This is a genomic window from Vibrio aquaticus (assembly GCF_003970385.1).
Lineage (GTDB): Bacteria > Pseudomonadota > Gammaproteobacteria > Enterobacterales > Vibrionaceae > Vibrio > Vibrio aquaticus.
The window spans coordinates 176,189-196,129 of record NZ_RXZH01000003.1 but is presented as its reverse complement, the minus strand read 5'-3'; the positions used below and the strand labels follow the sequence as shown (position 1 = coordinate 196,129).

The window sequence follows — 19,941 nt, the reverse complement described above, 5'->3', positions numbered from 1 at the left end:
GAAAATTACCCTTCCTTCTCGATCTTATCTAGGCATTCACGAAGTAGTTCACCATACTCGTACTTACCAGGACAAACAAAGGTACACAGTGCCACATCGTCTTCGTCTAGCTCTAGCGCACCCAGTGCTACTGCACTGTCTGTATCGCCTGCACATAGATCACGAAGTAGCAGAGTCGGTTCCATATCAAGCGGCATAATGCGCTCGTAGTTACCGATTGGAACCATAGAACGATCACTACCGTTAGTCGTAGTTGTCATATTGAACAACTGACCCTTGAAGATGTGACCAAGGAATGAGCGAGTGATAGAGAACTTATTCTTACCAGGCATAGCCCAACCGAATAGCTCTTTTTCACGGCCTTCACGTAATACAGAAACCTGTACGTGGTAACGACCTAGGTATGCGTGAGGACCAGTTGCATGAGTACCTGTTAGTACTGAACCAGAAATCACACGAACTTCACCTGGCATCAGCTCGCTATCCGTTACGTCTTCTAGGCATGCACCTAGAGTCGTACGAACAAGACGAGGGTTATTTACTACTGGGCCAGCCAGAGAAATAACACGGTCAGTGTAAAGTTCACCTGTTAGGAACAACTTACCGAACGCGATAACGTCTTGGTAGTTGATGCTCCACGCCACATTTTCTGCATTCACTGGGTATAGGAAATGCATGTGGGTGCCAGCAAGACCTGCTGGGTGAGGGCCATCAAATACATGCTCTTCAACATTTGACTGAGAAGAACGTGGCAGACTTGTACCAGATTTACATACGTAAACCTTGCCATCTGTCAGCGTTGAAAGCAGATCGAGACCTGCAACGAATGCTTCTTGTTGTTCATTGATGATCAACTCAGGCTGAGCCGCTAATGGATTAGTATCCATAGCAGTTACAAAAATTGCCTTAGTAGAAGATTCAATTGCTGGAACCTTGCTGAACGGACGAGTACGGAAAGCAGTCCAAAGACCTGAATCAACAAGCTGAGTTTTAACCGCTTCACGGTCAAGACCTGCTAGTTGGCCAGCTTCAAACTTATCGAAAGTCACCTGTTCTTCACCTGCAGCTTCAATCACAACAGATTGAAGTACACGTTTAGCACCACGGTTAATCTCGATCACTTTACCAGCTACTGGCGCAGTAAATTTCACTCCTGGATTCTTTTTATCTTCAAAAAGAACTTGAGCTTTCTTTACTTCATCGCCAACGCGGACATGCATGGTAGGACGCATGCCAACGTACTCTTCGCCAAGCAAGGCGACTTTTTTGATGGTCTTACCATCATTAATCACCTGGGATGGAGTTCCTGCGATTGGCAGGTCCAAACCCTTCTTTATTGTAATCATACGCACTTGCACTACTTTTATCGGGAAAAAGATTCTTTGATTGCGTAACTTTTAGACACGACACTAGTGTCCGGTTTTAGTGCTGTTTTAAACACCAAAATCGCAACATCCTATTAATAATCTCACAACAGAAAACAAGCGAGATTTATCAGGTGCGATAGTCTATCATCTTTTTAGAAGTTGATGCCATGATGAATCTAATGAATAACCGAGATATTTCGAAGGAATTGAGTTTAAAAGGCTAAGGAATAGTCATAAGTTTGACCCACCGCACAAACCCTAAACAGCGCAATATTTCTCTCTCTTACAACTATTCACATCATGAAACAATCTGACTTAAAACGAACCATTGCATTTATTTGTTTCTACGTTGTTAACAATGCTCAGCGTCTTAGTATTAAAAAAGGGTAGCTTATTGCTACCCTCTTTATGATTCTTTTACTTCGAGCCACCTAAGCACATTGGGCTTTCTGGCGCTGACTCATTTTGAGTCTGCCATTCTTCGGCTGTATAAGTGTGCATAGACAATGCGTGTATATGATTCGCTAATTCATCAGCCAATACTTGGTTTACTTGGCGGTGACGAGCGATCAGTCGTTGCCCTTCAAACTTCTCGCTCACGATCACCACTTTGAAGTGACTTTCTGAGCCTGCCGGAACGTTATGCATATAACTTTCATTGATTACTTTAAGCTCTTTAGGAGCAAACGCTTCATGGAGTTTGGTTTCAATTACTTCTTGCAACATTGTGCTTCACCATCAAATATGAACAACTGCGATGATTAAATAATACTTCCCCAATAGACAAAGCTAAAGGTTTTAGTTTCCACCGGCCTTGGGTTTTGCGACAATTTACCCATTACAGACTACCTAGCGTTCCAATTATGAAAACTGAGCTTACGTTACATGAGCGTACCCTTTCTCTCTTCCGATACCCAAAAAGAAACAACGAAACCCTACAGGCTTGGGACGCGGGTGATGAATACCTGATTAATCATATCGAAGAGATGACGCTTGAAGAGAACCAACATATCTTGATCCTCAATGATAACTTTGGCGCTTTGTCTTGCTGGTTTAGCCAACGCCATCGCGTCACTATGATGAGCGATTCGTTTATTTCTCAGAAAGGCACGCAATGTAACCTCGACCTCAATGATTGCGTGAATGTCACATTTGCATCAACCATGGCTGACATTCCAGCCGATGTCGACTTAGTGTTGATTCAGTTACCGAAAAGTAACCGCCATCTAATTTGGCAATTGAGCCAACTGCGCCACTCCTTACCAAAATCCGTGCCTGTGATTGCAGTAAACAAGGCCAAAGACATTCACTCTTCCACGCTAAAGCTGTTTGAAAAACACCTCGGTGAAACCAAAACATCTCTGGCTTGGAAAAAGCACCGACTTGTCTTTAGTCAGGCCAATACCCCATCACCACAACCGGTCTCTGCGAGTACTCAATGGTCAGTCGATGGCGAAGACATAACGCTCAATAATTTGCCAAATGTCTATTCAGGTGAAAGTTTAGACCTTGGTGCGCGGTTTATGATTCAAAACTTACCGGTAGACCCAACTCTGAATCATGTGGTGGATTTAGGCTGTGGCAATGGCGTGTTATCCGTAAAAATGGGTCAACTTAACCCATCCATTAAGCTCACCTGTGTTGATGAAAGCTATATGGCTGTGGCATCGGCACGACAAAACCTGATCTCCAACCTTGGTGATAACAGAGAGATCGACTGTATTGCCAATAACTGTCTTGAAGGTTTAAACCTTGAGAACGTAGATTTGGTCATGTGTAACCCTCCATTCCATCAGCAGCAAGCAATCACGGATCACATTGCTTGGCAGATGTTCTGTGATGCAAAGCAAATTCTAGGCTCCAAGGGGCAATTATTAGTTATCGGCAACCGCCACCTCGGCTACGATGTAAAGCTTGCCAGACTGTTTGGCAAGTCAAACGTCAAGGTTGTCGCAGCCAATAAGAAATTTGTTATTTTACAAGCAACTAAATAGTCCACTATTATCTGTCATATACGTTTGAGTCTGCTCAAAGAGTTAACAATAAAGGAAATTACAATGAGAAAACTGGTTTTAGCCGCGTCAATGGCACTACTTACTGCCTGTGCAGCGCCGCAGCAAGAACAAATCAACTTTATGCCTAAAGCTGTGATGAGTAATGGTGACCTTGTTAAAGACGCGTCGTTCACGCTAACCAGTAAAGATGTTCGCTCTGCACAATATGTTGCTTTGGTTGACAGTGGCCGCTCGAACATTGAACCGATTCATTCTAAGCAAAACGTGCGTATTTCCATTGAAAATGCACTTCTTGAGCAGTTCCGTTCACAAGGTTTCCGTAGCACGGTCAGCAGCGAAAATACCCTTGCGATTGAAGTTCAAGAGGCACTGGTTTCTGTGAAACACACCGTTATGGAAAACCAAATGGACGGTAAAGTCGTCCTTGAGATCTCAGCTGAAACTCCACAAGGCAAGCTAGTTAAAACCTATACCGGCACAGCAAAACGCACTGGTGCTCTAAGTGCATCCAATGAAGATATTGAAGGCGTGTTGAACGATGTCATCAATCTTGTGTTGCAAGAAGTCGCTAACGACCGTGAACTTCAAGAGTACATGCAGGAGCGCTTCTAATGTTACGAATGCTTCTAGCTGCACTGACCCTTGTCAGTACTATCGCCGTTGCGGGCCCTAAAGTTCAGTTTGAGACCAACCTAGGTGCATTTACCGTCGAGTTAGCTCAAGATAAAGCGCCCCTAACGGTAGCTAACTTCTTAAAATATGTTGAAGATGGCAGCTATGTAGGGACCCAATTTCACCGCGTTATCCCTAACTTTATGGCGCAAGGCGGTGGCTTTGATAAAGACATGAAATCAGTAGCTACTTACTCTCCAGTAAGAAACGAAGCCGCGAATGGACTAAAGAACAATACCGCGACGATTGCGATGGCGCGTACCAATAATCCTCATTCAGCAACTCGTCAGTTCTTCATCAACTTTGTTGACAATAATTTCTTAGACTACGACCAGCGCCCGCCGGGCTACGCTGTATTTGGTAAGGTCACTCAAGGTTTTGAAGTCATTCAAGCGATGGGCAAAAAGCCAACTCACACTGTTGGCCGCTACCGTGACGTACCCGTTGAACCAATCATCATTACCAAAGCAACACTTCTAAAGTAATTCCTTTCAGGCTCTAACCTCTCAGTTAGAGCCTTATTTCTTTTCTAGAACAGAACAAGGACTCGTGTATGTCTTCAGACTCCCCTTCTCTTACTTGGCGAGAGACGATTCGAAGCTATCTCGATAAGCGCCTAATGTGGGTGTTTATGCTGGGGTGCTCAAGTGGCTTCCCTTGGGTTCTGATCGGTTCCAATATGTCAGGTTGGCTTAAAGATGCTGGCCTAACCCGCGCCGCTATCGGCTATTTTGGTAGTGTATTCGCCGTTTATGCGATCAACTTTTTGTGGGCCCCACTGGTCGACCGAGTCAAACTGCCAGTACTGCACTCTATCCTTGGTCAAAGACGAAGCTGGATCTTCCTATGTCAGTCTTTAGTGCTTGTTAGCACCCTATTTATTGCCGGTGTAGACCCATCTCAGAACCTAATGTTTACCTCAATGTTGGCATTAGGTATTGCGATAGCGTCTGCCACTCAAGATATTGCCATTGACGCATTCCGTATCGATACCTTCCCGAAGTCTGAATCGTCTAAATTGCCTCAAGCATCTGCGATGGCCGTCATTGGTTGGTGGACAGGTTATTCTCTTCCGGGTTACCTAGCCTTTATTAATGCCGATTCAATTGGTTGGAACGGCGTTTACTATGGCATGGCACTTATCGTTGCTTTGCTGATGCTATTTACGCTTCTTGTTGGTGAGCCAAACACCAATCGCGAAACTCTACAGAGTCAGGCAGAACAACGTCATGGCAAGGTTGTGCAGTCCAAAGTGATTGCTTGGTTCAGTGTGACCGTCATTGAGCCTTTCTTAGACTTTTTCAAACGAAATGGTGTTCAGGTTGCCGTAACGCTACTGTTGTTTGTCTTCTTGTTTAAGATTGGAGAAGCGTTCCTTGGGCGTATGTCGATTACCTTCTATAAAGAAGTCGGTTTTAGTAACGAACAGATCGGGTACTACTCTAAACTACTAGGTTGGGGAGCAACGATCATCTTCACGCTTGTAGGTAGTATGTTTAACGTTAAGTTCGGTATCGTCCGTGGCTTAATGATCGGTGGGATTGCGATGGCTGCCAGTAACCTGATGTTCGCATGGATTGCTAAAGTGGGTCCGAATGAGCATCTTTTCCTAGCAACCATCATCGTAGATAACTTTACAACCGCATTTTCAACCGTTGCGTTTGTTTCGTTCCTAACAATTCTAACTGGTCAGGCGTTCTCGGCGACTCAGTATGCATTGCTTGCCTCGCTAGGTAACTTTGGCCGAACCACTCTCGCTTCTTTCAGTGGAGAAATGGCGGACTACCTCAATGATTGGTCGCTGTTCTTCATCATTACCTCCTTAATGGTCATCCCGAGTTTGGTCATGCTTTACTCACTGCGTCATTACTTCACTGACCTGCTGGAAAAAGCGAAAAAAAGGGATGAAGACGAAGCAGTCTCGAAAGAAGAGGCGACATCCAAATAGCAAAAAGGCTTGGTGAAAAACACCAAGCCTTTTTCTTTTCACGTTCAAATTAGGGGTACATTCCTTTGCCAAACAAATTGAACACTCTGGCCACGCCCTGAGTAAATATCATAGGCTCGGTCAACACAGTTAAACATAAACAGTCTTCGCCAAGTTTAGTAAACGGACTGTGTTTAATCGAAGCGTCTTTCAGCAAAAAATCTCCGATACCGTAATGTCCATCCTCGTCACTGAAACCACCATGGAGAACCAAGGTCGATTCAAGCCCTTTGTGAGTATGCTGTGGAATTCTGACATCTTCCGCAATGTACATCAGATTAACCCGAGCTTGCGATGAAATATCGACAGAAGCGCTAAACACCTTGCCTCCATAACTTTTCCAATCACTGATGTCTTCGCGAAAACGAGACAAAGACAAAGGCAACCTGAATTTCTTACCGTTTACCTCAATAAAAGTCGGTTTACGCGGTGCTCTGAAAGGATCACTATTTTGCTCTAAAGCCAAAATGTCATCCAACATAGAAGAAAAATCATCATTCGTGTCTACACTGGTGTTCACTAAGTCCAAACCACATTGGCTTTCAAACTGAGTTACTTGGTATCGGCATTTAGGACAACTCTCGATGTGGGTTGCGATAGTAAAGGCGCTCACATCGTCCAATAAGCCCTCAGCGTATGCCTTCAACATTGAATCTTGTGGATGATAACTCATAACTTATCTGCCTCTATTGTGTTTCGCAGTTTCTCTACAGCCAGCCGCAAACGAGACTTCACGGTTCCCAATGGAATATCGAACATATCAGCGACCTGTTGATGAGGAAGCTCTTCAAGATATACCGCTTTCACAACGTCTCGTTGCGCGTCAGGCAGTATGTCGAGATACTTAACAATTTGTTCCTTTAGTCTGTCCATTTCAGGCGAGTAATGTTCGACTAGATCAGGCGGGCAGTAGTCATTAGGCCAAATATCTTCCGAATGGATATGAGCATCTCTGCCTTTTTGTTTACGAAGCATGTCAAAACATAGATTTCGCGCAATTGTGTAAATCCAAGTAGATAGAGAGCTTTTACTGCCATCGTACAGCGCGCTTTTCTGCCACACGGTTGCCATCGCGTCTTGAACAATCTCGATGGCAATGTGCTCATTGCCCATATGACGACAAGCAAATTGCTTCAAGCGAGGAGAAAAGTGATTAAAGACAATCGCAAAAGATGCTTTGTCGCGTTGCTTAACTTTCTCCATACACGACGCCCAATCTTCTTTCGTAAAAGCCTGGGTATCTATATCGGCCATGGTATTAACCTCAATTGCGTCCATTTTTAGTTTCTACGTTAAGCGTAGCGGTTCGATCACTTTTCAAGTGCATTCTTTAAAAAAGTCATTGTCGCCTTACAATCATACTGCAAAGCAAGCTCATCAAACTGCTGCTTGTGAACAGGTAGAATCTCTAACCATCGCTGGCTGACCCAACTTGCATCATCAAAGAATTTTTGCTCGTACATCTGCCCTAAATCGGGAAATTGATCATAAATTTTCCCCAAATAGTGGCTGATCGGTTCATCTTCTTTAACTATGTTCACAACCTCCCAATTCGGGAGTGCTTCCGTTCGAGCGAATCTTAGCCCATCAAACTCAACCCGAACATTGCGGATGAGAAACTTGCTCAGGCCTGTAACGGATATACCTAACAAACCATCGTCTAAATGCTCAAAGTCGATAATTTTCGCCAGAGTACCAACCGCCGATAACTCGGTACCAGTCTCCGCGTTGTCATTGTCGAAGAGGCAAATACCAAACGTCCCATCTTTTTTCATCGCTTCAACGACCAAGCGTTTATACCTTGGCTCAAAAATTCTTAATCGCATTTTTCCCTCAGGTAGTACAACTGAACTCAAAGGGAAAAGCATAACTTCAGACATAAATGTACTCTCCTAGCCTCTTGATAACATTTACGTCACAGGGTGTTAAACCGATCATTCACTTTATCTGTTGAATAGTTGATATACATAAAATATCGAGTAAACGCTTGCGTAATCGATACACGCGACAAATTTTATGCAACTCATGTTTAGCTCCATTACATTTGAACTTTTTGCATGTTAATGAGATCTAGATCGCCACTTTTATGTTTTTTTACATGGGTTACATATGGTTTTTGAGAAATATATCGATATTATTCGCCCCAACAAAGCACGGCGCCAGATCGTGCACCTAAACAGATATGCAATGAATATTACACTGACATTATAGAGAGTCCCATTATGCGTAAATCACTTTTAACTCTTGGTATCATCGCAGCAGCTGCTGCTGTCCCTGCACAAGCTGAGTACTTATACGGCTGGGGTGATATGAGCGTAAACTACCTAGACTGGTCAAACGGTACTGAAGACCGTAGCGGTGGTTTCAAAAATGACTTCATGTACCTAGAGCTTGAAGGTGGTGCTGGTTTCACATGGGGTGAACTATACGGCTTCGCTGATCTAGAGTTCCAAGATGACAACCCAGCATCGAAAGGCGATGGTATGGCGATGTCAACTAAAGGCTCTATCGCAGTAAAAACTGGCATGAAAGAGCTACGTTTCTACGCTCAAACTTACTCAACTGAAAACCAAGGTTTCCACGCACGTAACACAGTTGCGGGTCTATCTTACAACTTCTCTGGTGATAACTGGTTCTTCAACCCTTGGGCAGGTTTCCACTACACAAACACAAGTGACGGTGCATGGGGTAACGATCAAGGTGGTTTCGCAGGTCTAAACGGCGGTATGGCTGGTTGGGTTGCGGGTTACAACTTTAACCTAGGCGAAGCGAAATTCAGCATCAGCAACTGGCACGAAACTGAGTTTGCTCGCGATGATGAGTACCTAACAGTTAACGGCGAAAATGACGACCTATCGTACAACGGTGCTATCGCAGCATGGTGGCACGCGACTGATTCAGTAAGCACTGGTGTTCAGTACCGCTACGCACACAACAAACTAGGCCAGTCTCAAACTGACAACGCAATTATCTACACAGTTAAGTACAACTTCTAATTGTCTTAATCTACGTATGATAGAAATGGCACCTTCGGGTGCCATTTTTGTTTGCTTTCTTGATATATAGCCTTATCCTCTTGGTCAAACTCCTCGACCTATTTCAATATGAAGATTGTCATTGTTGGCCCTGGTGCAATTGGTTCACTTTGGGCAACTCATTTACACAGTGCAGGACATTGCGTCAGCACGTGGTCAAGACATAGCGAAGCGCAGCTAACTCTTGAGCTCGATGACTCCACACCAATTTCATTGCTCAATAACGATATTGTGCAGGTCCAAAACGCAGATCTGTTACTGGTGACACTCAAAGCACCATTAGTTGAGAGCGTTCTAAAACAACTTGCCTCTCATATTGCCCCTGAAGCCATCATTGTGTTGATGCATAATGGAATGGGCACTGCTGAGAGAGTATTAAAGATGCTCTCAGAAAATCCACTGGTATTGGCGACAACCACACACGGTGCCTATCGCGAGTCAAAACATAAGGTTTTGCATACAGGTATTGGCCAAACCGTGCTTGGTGGATTCAACCTAGCAGGTCAGCGCTGCGACTTTCTCACCGAGGTATTTAACCATGCGCTACCTGATTGTACTTGGAACCCTCACATCACAAACGCTTTATGGCATAAGCTCGCCATTAATTGTGCGATAAACCCACTGACTGCGATCAACAACATCTCTAACGGTGATCTAGCTTTACCCCGTTACGCAGAGCAGGTAGAGAAAATCGTCAGTGAAGTCGTCTCAGTAATGCAAGCGGAGGGGTTAGATATAGAGAGTGAAGCGCTCACCAACACAGTCAAACAGGTCATTAGTGCTACGGCTAAGAACCACTCTTCTATGCAACAAGACATTTTCTATCAGCGTCAAAGCGAGATAGACTTTATTACCGGCTATTTATTAGAGCGGGCGAAGCAGCATAAATTGTCTACTCCGACAAATCTCGCCCTCTATAATGCAGTTAAACAGATCGAACAAGGTTGGAATCAACAATGACAAAAAAAGTTCTCGTCCCTATTGCTCCTGGCACCGAAGAGATGGAAGCCATTACTATCATCGACATGATGATCCGAGCAGGTTACGAAACCGTTGTTGCTAGCGCAGATTTCGACGGCCAGCTAAGTATGAAAGGCTCACGTAACATTACCCTCACCGCAGATTGCAAATTGGTTGATATTGCTGATGATGAATTTGATGCGGTTATCCTACCAGGTGGCGTCGAGGGCGCTGAAACGTTTCGCGACAGTACGGTCCTAGTAGAGATTGTTCGTCAGCAAATGTATGAAGGCAAATTAGTTGCAGCGATTTGTGCAGCTCCTGCTCTCGTGCTTGCGCACCACAACTTATACTGCGACGCCTTGATGACTTGCCACCCAAGCTTTGAAAGTCATATTAATCCTAAAAAGTGGCGTGTTAAGCGTGTGACCTATGATATCAACCACAACGTGCTTACCAGCCAAGGGCCAGGGACCGCACTCGAGTTTGCGATGGAAGTGATCATCAACCTCTCTGGTAAAGCACACGCTTGGACCGTCGCAGAGCCAATGGTGACGATTCCAACATTGCAGTATCACAAATTAGGTGATGAGTAATGCTCGATGTAAACCAAGTGGTTAGCCAGTTTCCGGCACTTAAACAGCAAGTGAACGGAGAACGGTTAGTCTATTTAGACAGCGCTGCAACCACACAAAAACCACAATGCGTGATTGACGCTATCACTCATTACTACAGCCAGCAGAACGCCAATGTTCACCGTGGTAGCCATTCTTTAACCGCTCATGCCACCAGTCAATTTGAGTCGGCTCGTCAGACCGTTGCAGACTTTTTAGGCGCAGATACCAGCAAAGAAGTAGTCTGGACACGCGGCGCAACCGAAGCGCTCAACCTGATTGCTCAAACTTACGCAAGAAGCACACTGCAAGCTGGCGATGAAATCCTAGTAAGCGAGATGGAGCACCACGCGAATATTGTTCCGTGGCAAATTGTGGCGGAGCAAACCGGTGCCAAGGTCATCAAAATTCCGATGACACCGAGCTGTCAGTTTGATTTTGACGCCTATACTGCCCTGCTTTCTGCACGCACTAAAATTGTTGCCCTTGCTCACACAACCAACGTGACAGGTACAAGACAGCCGATTGAACAAGTGATCCAACGAGCTCATGAGATTGGTGCGATTATTGTGGTCGATGGTGCACAGGGCATAGTCCATGAAAAGGTTGATGTTCAAGAGCTGGGCGCTGATTTCTACGTATTTTCAGGGCACAAACTGTATGCACCTGCTGGTATCGGCGTGTTATATGGCAAGTTAGCACTACTTGAAGCAATGCCCCCATGGCATGGTGGCGGCAAAATGGTCGAGCGTGTCTCTTTTAGTGGTACGACTTACAGCGATCTACCCGGAAAATTTGAAGCCGGCACACCCAATGTCGCAGGCGCTATAGCCCTAGAGGCGGCAATAAACTGGTATCAAAGTTTCGATAACATAGACGTTGAAAATCATATTCACCGCCTCGTTAATGCCGCCTACACAGGCTTATCAGCCATAGAAGATATTGAAATATTGGGTTATCAAGAAGGCGCATCTGTTATCTCGTTTGTGATGGATGGGGTTCATCACCAAGATATTGCGACACTGTTGGACCAGCAAGGTATTGCCGTTCGCGCAGGCCATCACTGTGCTCACCCTCTAATGGACGCTCTTAAGGTGAAAGGGACGATCAGAGCTTCCTTTGCCATTTACAACACAATGGAAGATGTAGAAAGGTTGATTATTGCGGTCGAAAAAGCCGCTGATATGCTCTAATAAAAAGGTCGGCAATGCCGACCTTTTTATTTCCGTCATCCCCGAGAACGAGGTACGAGTGAGTTGGGGATCTCTAAAAACAACGATGCGACTCAAGCAGATTCCCTTCTCTCTTATTCTTCGGCCTATGGAATGACCAAACTCAGAGAAGTCGAGAGCGATACATCTACAGCTCATCAAAGGCTTCAATCGCCTCAGAGAGCTTCTTAACCCCGTGAATCTGCATACCGGGAATGCCACCTTTCGGCATGTTTGCAGCTGGAACAATCGCCTTTTTGAAACCATGCTTGAACGCTTCATTTAAACGCTCTTGTCCGCTTGGTACAGGGCGAATCTCACCAGCAAGGCCCACTTCACCAAACACCACCACATCTTTTGGTAGTGCTCTATCGCGGAAGCTTGAAAGCAGTGCCATTACCAAAGCCAAATCCGCACTGGTTTCTGTTACTTTTACGCCACCAACAACATTCACAAATACATCTTGGTCCGCCATTTGTAGGCCGCCATGTTTGTGCAATACCGCCAGCAGTAACGACAAACGGTTTTGCTCAAGGCCTACTGCGACACGGCGAGGGTTCGCCAATTGCGAATAATCGACCAAAGCTTGGATTTCAACCAGTAGCGGACGAGTTCCTTCCCACACAACCATGACGGAGCTGCCCGACGTTTCTTCTTCACCACGTGATAAGAAGATTGCCGATGGGTTGCTGACTTCTTTTAGCCCCTGCCCTGTCATTGCAAAGACACCGAGCTCATTTACCGCACCAAAACGGTTCTTATGGCTGCGCATGGTTCTAAATCGGTTGTCTGTGCCGCCATCAAGCAGTACCGAACAGTCAATAATATGCTCTAGCACTTTCGGGCCAGCTAAAGTGCCATCTTTGGTTACGTGGCCAACAATAAACACCGATACATTGTTTTGCTTAGCATAACGAGTTAATGCGGTTGCTGATTCTCTAACCTGAGCCACACTGCCCGGCGACGACTGAACGTCTGCAACGTGCATGACTTGGATCGAGTCGATCACCATGATCTTCGGCTGCTCTTTCTCTGCAATTTGGCAGATGCGATCAACATTGGTCTCCGACAGCATTTTTAAGTTCTCTTTCGGCAACCCTAATCGAGACGCTCGCATCGCCACCTGCTGTAAAGATTCTTCGCCGGTCACATAGAGAGTTGGCATTTGAGATGCCAAGTAACACATTGTTTGCAGCAATAACGTGGATTTACCTGCACCCGGGTTACCACCAATCAAGATAGCAGCACCAGGGACCACGCCCCCACCTAATACACGATCAAACTCTTTATAACCGGTGGTAAAACGCGGCACTTCCTGCAGATCAATCTCCGACAGGGCCTGAACCAGAGTTTCACCCGAATTACCCGCATAGCCTGTCAGGCGCTCATTTCTTGCCGCCGCTGGTGATGCCGCCAAACGCACTTCACTGATCGTATTCCACGCGCCACACGCATTACACTGCCCTTGCCAACGTGGAAAATCTGCACCGCAATCATTACATACGTATGCTCGTTTCGCTTTTGCCATGTAACCTCTGGTCTAAATATTTGGTATTTGTGACATAAACAGCACCGTCATGTGTTTATCTCAACGAGAAACTTGATTCGCTGTAACATATCACTAAAGATCTTTATATCAAGGCCGATATCAAGAACAGGGAATACTCTAACAAAAAAATATGCAGCAGCCAGAAATACTCTCATTAGCCGAGCGATTAATTCCAGCCTATCACTCACACGACTTTGAGCACCTTCTTAATCAAATGACAGAGGGCGAGCCTCCATCGACCAAAATATTGGTCAAGATGGAGTTAAACCGTGTTATGGCTCCTTGCACAAAACCCGTTGATCTTCGTGGACGAGTGAAAGGCGAATGCCGAGAATATAACCTGGATGGCATTCGACATTTTCTCGATGATGTTGCCTTCAACGCCTACCACAAAAACACACGTAAATTTGGTAGCTACACCGAAGGCGTATGGGAAGCCCTAAGTAACACCCACAATAATTTCCGAGTGATGCAGAAACGCGGCAAACCGGTCGGAACAGAGGTGGCCGCCAATCCAAACAGTTTAGATGTTGAGCCTATCACTTTAGGGTATGACCTTAAGCGCAGAGAAAACCGTCTTAAGACCTCAACCCAAATCGAAATGCAGCTGAAAAACAAGCAGGTGGTCAACGCCCTGACGGTTGATCTCTCGCCTTCTGGGGCCAAATTTAAAGTCCCTTCTGCTTTTGATTACAAGCTGGGAGAAGTCGTCGATGTTACGCTTGTTGAGCTGGCTAGAGAGCTCCAAGTTGAAGGTATTGATAACGCGATTTCATACCGCATTGTTGGCATTGACGAGTCGTACGAAAACGATGCAATCAAGTTTTTACGACTGCTCAAGCTCGATACATCCAATCTCATTGAGGTGATCATTGAGACGCTACTGACCAATGATAGTCAAAAAGCACGCCACGATAATCAAGATAAAATCATCCGCGCGCGTTCACGTGGCTTTGAACATACCTATCTCAAGCATACTTGTAATCTTCCTGTCTTCTTCAGTGGCAATGAGCTTAAATTGGTGCTGATGACAGAGAACAATCAACCGATTTGGCAATACTGGCACGATGAACGAAACCAACAAACCTTAAGCAGTTTGTTCCACCAAAAGCGCATGTCGCAACTGACCGCAGCAGGCGTAAGGGGCAGCAGTAATGTCATCTACTCCTTTACTCATCAACACAAAGACAAGAACCTCTTCTTCTCGATGATGATGCCGGAAGCGACGCGAGAAGTGCGTCAGCTGTTCTGGCATGTTGGCGCTAAGAAAGAGAGCTGGAAAGCGTTTCGACTTTCTGTTTTCGAACTCTCCGAGGAAGAAAAGCTAGAGCTTGGTGAGCATTCAAGTGAGTTAGACATCGAAACAAACGCTCTGACCCATTGCGGTATTTTGCAAGAAATCTCGGATGAGAGCAGTCGCAGAGATTACCTCTTGACGGATAAGCCCCGCCTTGCCGCCAACGAGTTAAATCCATTTAGACATGCGCGCAACCCAGAGAGCAATCCATCGTGTATTTACTTTGATGCGCAATCACGCCGCCGAGAACCCCGCTATCAATTCCGCTCCCCTATCGTGATTTCAGGTTCGGATAACCGAGCAATTGAAGGGGTCACCATTGATATCTCTAAACATGGGGCCAATATAGCGCTGACGTCACCAAGCCCACTCAAAGCTGGCGATCTTTGCTCTATCAATTTCAAAGAGTTACAACTGTACGACAAGACCATTCCACTGAGTGAGGTCTCTTACCAAGTTATTCGCATTAGCCCAGGTGGTAAGCGACTGCAATTAGCCATTCAGGAATCGAGCCAACTGATGAAAACCATTTCATTTTTTGGTCGCTTGATCGAACATAACCAAGATAAGTTAATCGCGAAAAAAGAACTGCTTCCGAGTAACGAACTGCTTGAAGGCTTGCACGACATTTTGCTCGATAAAATGGTCAGCTCACCGCTCTATATTGAGAAAAAAGGCAAGAGCTTAAAACCAAAAGCGATCGGGGTAAATTACCCGCTCAAGCCTTACCTAGCGATCCTAGCGAAGCTCGGGGACGAGAGAAACTTCTCCTTAGCACCGATATACAAAGGTCACACCAATACCCTACTTGCTCAACCAATGAAGCGCATTGAAGGGGCTGGACCACAATTTCATGAGCTCTACCTGTTTGCGAGTAAATTTGGTACTCGGATTCAATCAGTAGAGAGTAAGCTCAGTACCGAGTTTGAATCGCTTAAGGATCGTATTGGGTTTGTTAAACGCGCTCAGATGATGGGTGAATTTTATGCGATTCGAATTTGTGGGGCGCCCGTCTTTGACGCCATGACTGCACTGATCCGCAAGGACTTAACCGAGCTGACACAAATCAGTACCCACCAAGCACGTAGTCTGGAAAAAGAGATCAATAACATTGTGGGGTACGGTGAGCTCATCGACATTACCGAAGAGGTCTTAATCCGGCTTGAACTCACCAAGTAAGAAACCAAAAAGCGAGGCACAATAACCTCGCTTTTGCTTTTCTAGTCACTTGCAATCATTACGCGCGTGGCTGAAAACTCACTCGCTTTTGTTTGACTAAGATGGCAGAAAGAATACAAATGATTCCGCCTAAGCCTGCATAACGCACCGAGCTTTGCGCTTCTTGCTCAACCTTTGGCTTAGCATGATACGCGACTCCAAGACCCGCTGCCGCCATCATCACCAAATCATTGGCACCGTCGCCAACTGCAATGGTGTTATGAGGCTCGATATCATATTGCTCCGCCAATTGGACTAAGATATCGGCTTTCGTTTGCGCCGAGACCACATCACCAAGAACGTTCCCCGTTAGCTTGCCATCGACAATCTCTAGCTGATTTGACTGAGCATGGTCTAACGCTAGGTTCTCTTTAAGGTAGTCTGAGAAATAGGTGAATCCCCCTGAAGCAATCGCCGTTTTCCAACCAAATTGTTTCAGTGTACCAATCAGCTCAGGAAGCTCAGGCATCAGCGGTAAGTCACTACGAACAGCACTCAGTATCGATTCATCAGACCCCGCTAGCTTACCCACTCGTTGACGTAAGCTTTGTTCGAAATCCAATTCACCTTGCATCGCTCGCTCAGTCACTTCTGACACTTCTTCACCGACCCCAGCAAGTTTCGCGATCTCATCGATACACTCAATCTGAATAGCGGTTGAGTCCATATCCAACACGATCAATCCTGGCTTAGCCAAATCAGGAACATCCGTTAATGAAGCGTAATCAAGCTCAAGCGCTTGCAAGATCTCTTCATGCTGCTCCGTCAGTTCGCCTTCCATTAGGGCAACTTCATAGTTTCCAACTTTCCATACATCGAGGATCGCCGTGTAGTGACCAACAAAAAAGTCAATGTCATCGAACTGGCTTGGGCATAGATAGTCACCGTAGACCACCCAGCCTGCCTTTGCCTTATCGAACGATGTCGCAAGGCGTGACTCTGGTAAGCGGTTAATTAGTGGTATGTGTTTACGTATAGAAAGGGGCTTTAACGTGTCCATGTCAATCATTCCTAAAAAATCTCTCAACACGTTAACCTATTGCAATTTGCCTACGCAAGTCTCAATATGCTCTAAAGTATAATAATCCTCTATTTAGGTAAAAAATGGACTCATCTCTGTTTTCTTTTCGTAACGCATTGAAAGTGTTAGCCACCCTCTCTTTGGTTGCGATGGTCACTACAATTGCGATCAACAGCGTTAAGATCACTAAAGGTAACGAGCAGATCCAAGCCAACCAATTAGAGACTCTAACGAATATCTTGATCTCGCAAGCTTCTCTCTCTGCGGGCGATATGATCATTACTCAAGATCAAGAACGCTTACTTAAACTAGCCAATCAATTGGCCAAAGATAGCCTTGTGGTTGATGCCACTATTTACGATGCTGAAGGTGTCAAACTTGCCGCCAGTGACCACGCAAAGTCAGTACGAGAAATGCTAGGGCTGGATACTCCACTAGAAACAGCACGGATTGGTAAGCAACAACTGGTAGAGCCGGTAGTAAGAGACAATAGTGTGATCGGCTTTGTGCGTGTGACTTTCGAAACAGGTAAACTGACGGCGTTTTCGGACCACTACTATCGTAAGAGCGATCGGTATATGTATACCATGGTTGGCCTAAGCTTTATTGCCGGCTTACTGATGGCTTTAATCATGCGTAGAAAGCCTAATAAGCGTAAAGGTGAGAACCTACTGCTGAAAGATATGTAACGATTCTAAGAGACAAAAAAGGGCTGATGCATCTGCATCAGCCCTTTTTTAATTCGTCATCCTCAAGAGAGAGGCACGAGCGAGTTGGGGATCTCTTGAAGTGAGTAAAAAGCCTCTAGAGATTCCCTACTCACTCCTCCGTTCAATGGCATGACGAAGAAGCAAAGTGATGATTACTCGTCATCACCTAGAAGAACAGAGTCTAGTGCGATAATCATCATGTCGTTGAACGTAGTTTGACGCTCATCAGACGTTGTTTGCTCGCCTGTTTTGATATGGTCTGACACGGTACAGATAGTCAGTGCTTTAGCACCGTACTCAGCACATACGCCGTAGATACCCGCCGCTTCCATTTCAACACCAACGATGCCGTATTTGTCCATGACTTCGAACATTTCAGGATCTGGCGTGTAGAACAGCTCAGCTGAGAACAGGTTACCCACTTTCACTTCAATGCCACGAGCTTTTGCCGCGTCTTCTGCCGCGCGCACCATCTTGTAGTCTGCAATAGCAGCAAAGTCATGACCTTTAAAGCGAATACGGTTCACTTTAGAGTCCGTACACGCGCCCATGCCGATAACAACGTCGCGAACTTTGATATCTTCACTTACCGCACCACAACTACCGACACGGATGATCTTCTTCACACCGAAGTCTTTGATAAGCTCAGTCGCGTAAATAGAGCACGATGGGATACCCATACCGTGACCCATTACAGACACCTTACGACCTTTGTAAGTGCCCGTGAAACCGTACATGTTGCGTACGTCACATACCTGTACAACATCTTCCAGGAACGTTTCTGCAATGTATTTCGCGCGTAGCGGGTCACCCGGCATTAGTACGACGTCTGCGAATGCACCCATTTCTGCGTTGATATGTGGAGTTGCCATGATTTAATTTCCTTTTCTTAATCGGATATAAGTAAGCAATAAACAAAAGAATAGAGGGACAAGCCCTCTATTTGAAATATCTATTTTGAATTACAGGAAGTTTTTACCGTAATCCATTGGTGACGTACCAAAGTGGCTTGCTAGGGTTTGGCCAATGTCTGCGAATGTATCACGAAGACCTAAAGAGCCCGCTGGCACTTTAGCACCGTAAACGATCACTGGAATATGCTCACGTGTGTGGTCGGTGCCTGGCCATGTTGGGTCACAACCGTGGTCAGCGGTAAGAATGAGCAGATCATCTTCTTCCATCAGCTCCATGACTTCATGGATACGGCCGTCAAAGTACTCTAGCGCTGCTGCATAACCTGCAACGTCACGACGGTGGCCGTAAGCAGAATCGAAATCAACGAAGTTAGTGAATACAATGGTATTGTCACCCGCTTCTTTGATCGCTTCTTTTGTTGCTTCAAATAGCGCTGGGATGCCCGTAGCTTTGGTCTTCTTAGTGATCCCACAGCCAGCATAAATATCAGAGATCTTACCAATCGAGTGAACTTCACCATTCTTCTCTTCAACTAGCTTCTGAAGAATCGTTGCTGAAGGTGGCTCAACGGATAGGTCACGACGGTTACCGGTGCGCTCAAACTGGCCTTTACCTGGGCCAATGAATGGACGAGCGATAACACGGCCAATGTTGTAGTCTTCAAGCTCTTCACGTGCGATTTGGCACAGCTCTAGAAGACGCTCTAAGCCGAACGTTTCTTCATGACACGCAATTTGGAATACAGAGTCAGCAGACGTATAGAAGATTGGTAGACCAGTCTTCATGTGCTCTTCACCTAGATCATCAAGAACCTGAGTACCTGACGCGTGACAGTTACCTAGGAAGCCGTCTAGACCTGCACGCTCAAGAATGCGATCTGTTAGCTCTTTCGGGAAGCTGTTTGCTTTATCAGTGAAGTAGCCCCAGTCAAACAATACCGGCACACCTGCAATTTCCCAGTGGCCTGATGGAGTATCTTTACCAGAAGAAAGCTCAGCCGCATGGCCGTATGCACCGATGATTTCAGCGTCAGCATCAAGACCAGGAGCAAAGCTGCCTGTTGATTCTTTATGCGCCATTGCCAGACCGAGCTTAGATAGGTTTGGCAGTTTTAGTGGGCCACTACGATCCGCGTTGTCTGCCAAGCCTTTATCACATTGCTCTGCGATATGACCCATCGTATCTGAACCTACATCGCCAAAATCTTTTGCATCAGCCGTTGCACCGATACCAAATGAGTCTAAGACTAAAATAAATGCTCTTTTCATTGCTCTCTTCCTTTAACTGGCCGAGAGCAAAAGCTCAATCGACCAATCTAATTGTAATTATTTAACCCAGCTTGGTTGAAGTTGCAGCGGACACAATAAGCA

General features: G+C 45.6%; 19 protein-coding genes. 10 read left to right on the top strand and 9 right to left on the bottom strand.

Features of this window, described 5'->3' with window-relative positions; all coding sequences use genetic code 11:
* Window positions 1-5: 5 nt before the first annotated feature.
* A complete protein-coding gene (locus tag EJ063_RS09860) occupies window positions 6-1,346 on the bottom strand; it encodes a Na(+)-translocating NADH-quinone reductase subunit A (protein ID WP_126574119.1) in 1,341 nt (446 codons plus the stop codon).
* Window positions 1,347-1,784: 438 nt separating this feature from the next.
* A complete protein-coding gene (gene bolA, locus EJ063_RS09855; protein WP_126574118.1) occupies window positions 1,785-2,093 on the bottom strand; it encodes a transcriptional regulator BolA in 309 nt (102 codons plus the stop codon).
* A 137-nt stretch (window positions 2,094-2,230) separates the two neighbouring features.
* Here bolA and EJ063_RS09850 point away from each other — a divergent pair, with 137 nt between their 5' ends.
* From EJ063_RS09850 to EJ063_RS09835, 4 genes are all read left to right on the top strand, one after another.
* Window positions 2,231-3,361 (top strand): methyltransferase, encoded by a 1,131-nt coding sequence (locus EJ063_RS09850; protein ID WP_126574117.1) that lies wholly within the window; start codon window positions 2,231-2,233, stop codon window positions 3,359-3,361.
* Window positions 3,362-3,424: 63 nt separating this feature from the next.
* Window positions 3,425-3,994, top strand: coding sequence for a YajG family lipoprotein (locus EJ063_RS09845; RefSeq protein WP_126574116.1), 570 nt, complete (start codon window positions 3,425-3,427; stop codon window positions 3,992-3,994).
* Window positions 3,994-4,539 carry a peptidylprolyl isomerase gene (locus EJ063_RS09840; protein WP_126574115.1) on the top strand — a complete coding sequence of 182 codons (546 nt, stop codon included), beginning with the start codon at window positions 3,994-3,996 and terminating at the stop codon, window positions 4,537-4,539. Before EJ063_RS09845 ends, EJ063_RS09840 begins: the two co-directional genes overlap by 1 nt.
* 68 nt (window positions 4,540-4,607) lie before the next feature.
* Window positions 4,608-6,002: an AmpG family muropeptide MFS transporter gene (locus tag EJ063_RS09835; protein WP_126574114.1), complete on the top strand. Its 1,395-nt coding sequence runs from the start codon at window positions 4,608-4,610 to the stop codon at window positions 6,000-6,002.
* A 49-nt stretch (window positions 6,003-6,051) separates the two neighbouring features.
* Here EJ063_RS09835 and EJ063_RS09830 read toward each other — a convergent pair whose 3' ends face one another.
* From EJ063_RS09830 to EJ063_RS09820, 3 genes are read right to left on the bottom strand one after another with little or no spacing between them, the layout of a single operon-like run.
* Window positions 6,052-6,714, bottom strand: coding sequence for a ChrR family anti-sigma-E factor (locus EJ063_RS09830; RefSeq protein ID WP_126574113.1), 663 nt, complete (start codon window positions 6,712-6,714; stop codon window positions 6,052-6,054).
* Window positions 6,711-7,295 carry a sigma-70 family RNA polymerase sigma factor gene (locus EJ063_RS09825; RefSeq protein ID WP_126574265.1) on the bottom strand — a complete coding sequence of 195 codons (585 nt, stop codon included), beginning with the start codon at window positions 7,293-7,295 and terminating at the stop codon, window positions 6,711-6,713. Before EJ063_RS09825 ends, EJ063_RS09830 begins: the two co-directional genes overlap by 4 nt.
* A gap of 56 nt (window positions 7,296-7,351) precedes the next feature.
* Window positions 7,352-7,921, bottom strand: a complete 570-nt coding sequence (locus EJ063_RS09820; RefSeq protein WP_126574112.1) for an LON peptidase substrate-binding domain-containing protein — start codon at window positions 7,919-7,921, stop codon at window positions 7,352-7,354.
* A gap of 342 nt (window positions 7,922-8,263) precedes the next feature.
* Here EJ063_RS09820 and EJ063_RS09815 point away from each other — a divergent pair, with 342 nt between their 5' ends.
* The 4 genes from EJ063_RS09815 to csdA all read left to right on the top strand — a co-directional run bounded on the left by EJ063_RS09815 (window position 8,264) and on the right by csdA (window position 11,843).
* The gene (locus tag EJ063_RS09815) at window positions 8,264-9,037 is read left to right on the top strand and encodes an outer membrane protein OmpK (RefSeq protein ID WP_126574111.1); all 774 of its coding nucleotides are present in this window, start codon (window positions 8,264-8,266) and stop codon (window positions 9,035-9,037) included.
* A gap of 108 nt (window positions 9,038-9,145) precedes the next feature.
* Entirely contained in the window at window positions 9,146-10,036 is an 891-nt protein-coding gene (panE, locus tag EJ063_RS09810; RefSeq protein WP_126574110.1) for a 2-dehydropantoate 2-reductase, read from the top strand.
* Window positions 10,033-10,632, top strand: coding sequence for a DJ-1 family glyoxalase III (locus tag EJ063_RS09805; RefSeq protein WP_126574109.1), 600 nt, complete (start codon window positions 10,033-10,035; stop codon window positions 10,630-10,632). Before panE ends, EJ063_RS09805 begins: the two co-directional genes overlap by 4 nt.
* A complete protein-coding gene (gene csdA / locus EJ063_RS09800) occupies window positions 10,632-11,843 on the top strand; it encodes a cysteine desulfurase CsdA (RefSeq protein ID WP_126574108.1) in 1,212 nt (403 codons plus the stop codon). Before EJ063_RS09805 ends, csdA begins: the two co-directional genes overlap by 1 nt.
* A 166-nt stretch (window positions 11,844-12,009) precedes the next feature.
* Here the strand turns inward: csdA and radA are convergent, their stop codons facing one another.
* Entirely contained in the window at window positions 12,010-13,389 is a 1,380-nt protein-coding gene (gene radA / locus EJ063_RS09795) for a DNA repair protein RadA (protein ID WP_004415378.1), read from the bottom strand.
* Window positions 13,390-13,540: 151 nt separating this feature from the next.
* Here radA and EJ063_RS09790 point away from each other — a divergent pair, with 151 nt between their 5' ends.
* Window positions 13,541-15,886 (top strand): PilZ domain-containing protein, encoded by a 2,346-nt coding sequence (locus tag EJ063_RS09790; RefSeq protein ID WP_126574107.1) that lies wholly within the window; start codon window positions 13,541-13,543, stop codon window positions 15,884-15,886.
* A gap of 58 nt (window positions 15,887-15,944) precedes the next feature.
* Here the strand turns inward: EJ063_RS09790 and serB are convergent, their stop codons facing one another.
* Window positions 15,945-16,925, bottom strand: coding sequence for a phosphoserine phosphatase (gene serB, locus EJ063_RS09785; RefSeq protein ID WP_126574106.1), 981 nt, complete (start codon window positions 16,923-16,925; stop codon window positions 15,945-15,947).
* A 104-nt stretch (window positions 16,926-17,029) separates the two neighbouring features.
* Here serB and EJ063_RS09780 point away from each other — a divergent pair, with 104 nt between their 5' ends.
* Window positions 17,030-17,635, top strand: a complete 606-nt coding sequence (locus EJ063_RS09780) for a YtjB family periplasmic protein (RefSeq protein ID WP_126574105.1) — start codon at window positions 17,030-17,032, stop codon at window positions 17,633-17,635.
* 173 nt (window positions 17,636-17,808) lie between these two features.
* On the opposite strand, the gene deoD is transcribed toward EJ063_RS09780, so the two are convergent.
* Together deoD and EJ063_RS09770 are read right to left on the bottom strand one after the other, a co-directional pair.
* Entirely contained in the window at window positions 17,809-18,528 is a 720-nt protein-coding gene (gene deoD, locus EJ063_RS09775; protein ID WP_126574104.1) for a purine-nucleoside phosphorylase, read from the bottom strand.
* 90 nt (window positions 18,529-18,618) lie between these two features.
* Complete coding sequence (locus tag EJ063_RS09770; RefSeq protein ID WP_126574103.1) at window positions 18,619-19,839, bottom strand: phosphopentomutase; 1,221 nt, start codon at window positions 19,837-19,839, stop codon at window positions 18,619-18,621.
* Window positions 19,840-19,941: the final 102 nt, after the last annotated feature.

What these genes read in the sequence shown, in the direction of transcription:
- EJ063_RS09835 (WP_126574114.1), top strand. Translation starts at nt 4,608, where the DNA reads ATGTCTTCAGACTCCCCTTCTCTTACTTGGCGAGAGACGATTCGAAGC.
- EJ063_RS09790 (WP_126574107.1), top strand. Translation starts at nt 13,541, where the DNA reads ATGCAGCAGCCAGAAATACTCTCATTAGCCGAGCGATTAATTCCAGCC.
- EJ063_RS09770 (WP_126574103.1), bottom strand. Translation starts at nt 19,839, where the DNA reads ATGAAAAGAGCATTTATTTTAGTCTTAGACTCATTTGGTATCGGTGCA.
- radA (WP_004415378.1), bottom strand. Translation starts at nt 13,389, where the DNA reads ATGGCAAAAGCGAAACGAGCATACGTATGTAATGATTGCGGTGCAGAT.
- EJ063_RS09830 (WP_126574113.1), bottom strand. Translation starts at nt 6,714, where the DNA reads ATGAGTTATCATCCACAAGATTCAATGTTGAAGGCATACGCTGAGGGC.
- EJ063_RS09840 (WP_126574115.1), top strand. Translation starts at nt 3,994, where the DNA reads ATGTTACGAATGCTTCTAGCTGCACTGACCCTTGTCAGTACTATCGCC.
- bolA (WP_126574118.1), bottom strand. Translation starts at nt 2,093, where the DNA reads ATGTTGCAAGAAGTAATTGAAACCAAACTCCATGAAGCGTTTGCTCCT.
- EJ063_RS09860 (WP_126574119.1), bottom strand. Translation starts at nt 1,346, where the DNA reads ATGATTACAATAAAGAAGGGTTTGGACCTGCCAATCGCAGGAACTCCA.
- EJ063_RS09820 (WP_126574112.1), bottom strand. Translation starts at nt 7,921, where the DNA reads ATGTCTGAAGTTATGCTTTTCCCTTTGAGTTCAGTTGTACTACCTGAG.
- EJ063_RS09805 (WP_126574109.1), top strand. Translation starts at nt 10,033, where the DNA reads ATGACAAAAAAAGTTCTCGTCCCTATTGCTCCTGGCACCGAAGAGATG.
- EJ063_RS09815 (WP_126574111.1), top strand. Translation starts at nt 8,264, where the DNA reads ATGCGTAAATCACTTTTAACTCTTGGTATCATCGCAGCAGCTGCTGCT.
- csdA (WP_126574108.1), top strand. Translation starts at nt 10,632, where the DNA reads ATGCTCGATGTAAACCAAGTGGTTAGCCAGTTTCCGGCACTTAAACAG.
- serB (WP_126574106.1), bottom strand. Translation starts at nt 16,925, where the DNA reads ATGGACACGTTAAAGCCCCTTTCTATACGTAAACACATACCACTAATT.
- deoD (WP_126574104.1), bottom strand. Translation starts at nt 18,528, where the DNA reads ATGGCAACTCCACATATCAACGCAGAAATGGGTGCATTCGCAGACGTC.
- EJ063_RS09825 (WP_126574265.1), bottom strand. Translation starts at nt 7,295, where the DNA reads ATGGCCGATATAGATACCCAGGCTTTTACGAAAGAAGATTGGGCGTCG.
- EJ063_RS09845 (WP_126574116.1), top strand. Translation starts at nt 3,425, where the DNA reads ATGAGAAAACTGGTTTTAGCCGCGTCAATGGCACTACTTACTGCCTGT.
- EJ063_RS09850 (WP_126574117.1), top strand. Translation starts at nt 2,231, where the DNA reads ATGAAAACTGAGCTTACGTTACATGAGCGTACCCTTTCTCTCTTCCGA.
- EJ063_RS09780 (WP_126574105.1), top strand. Translation starts at nt 17,030, where the DNA reads ATGGACTCATCTCTGTTTTCTTTTCGTAACGCATTGAAAGTGTTAGCC.
- panE (WP_126574110.1), top strand. Translation starts at nt 9,146, where the DNA reads ATGAAGATTGTCATTGTTGGCCCTGGTGCAATTGGTTCACTTTGGGCA.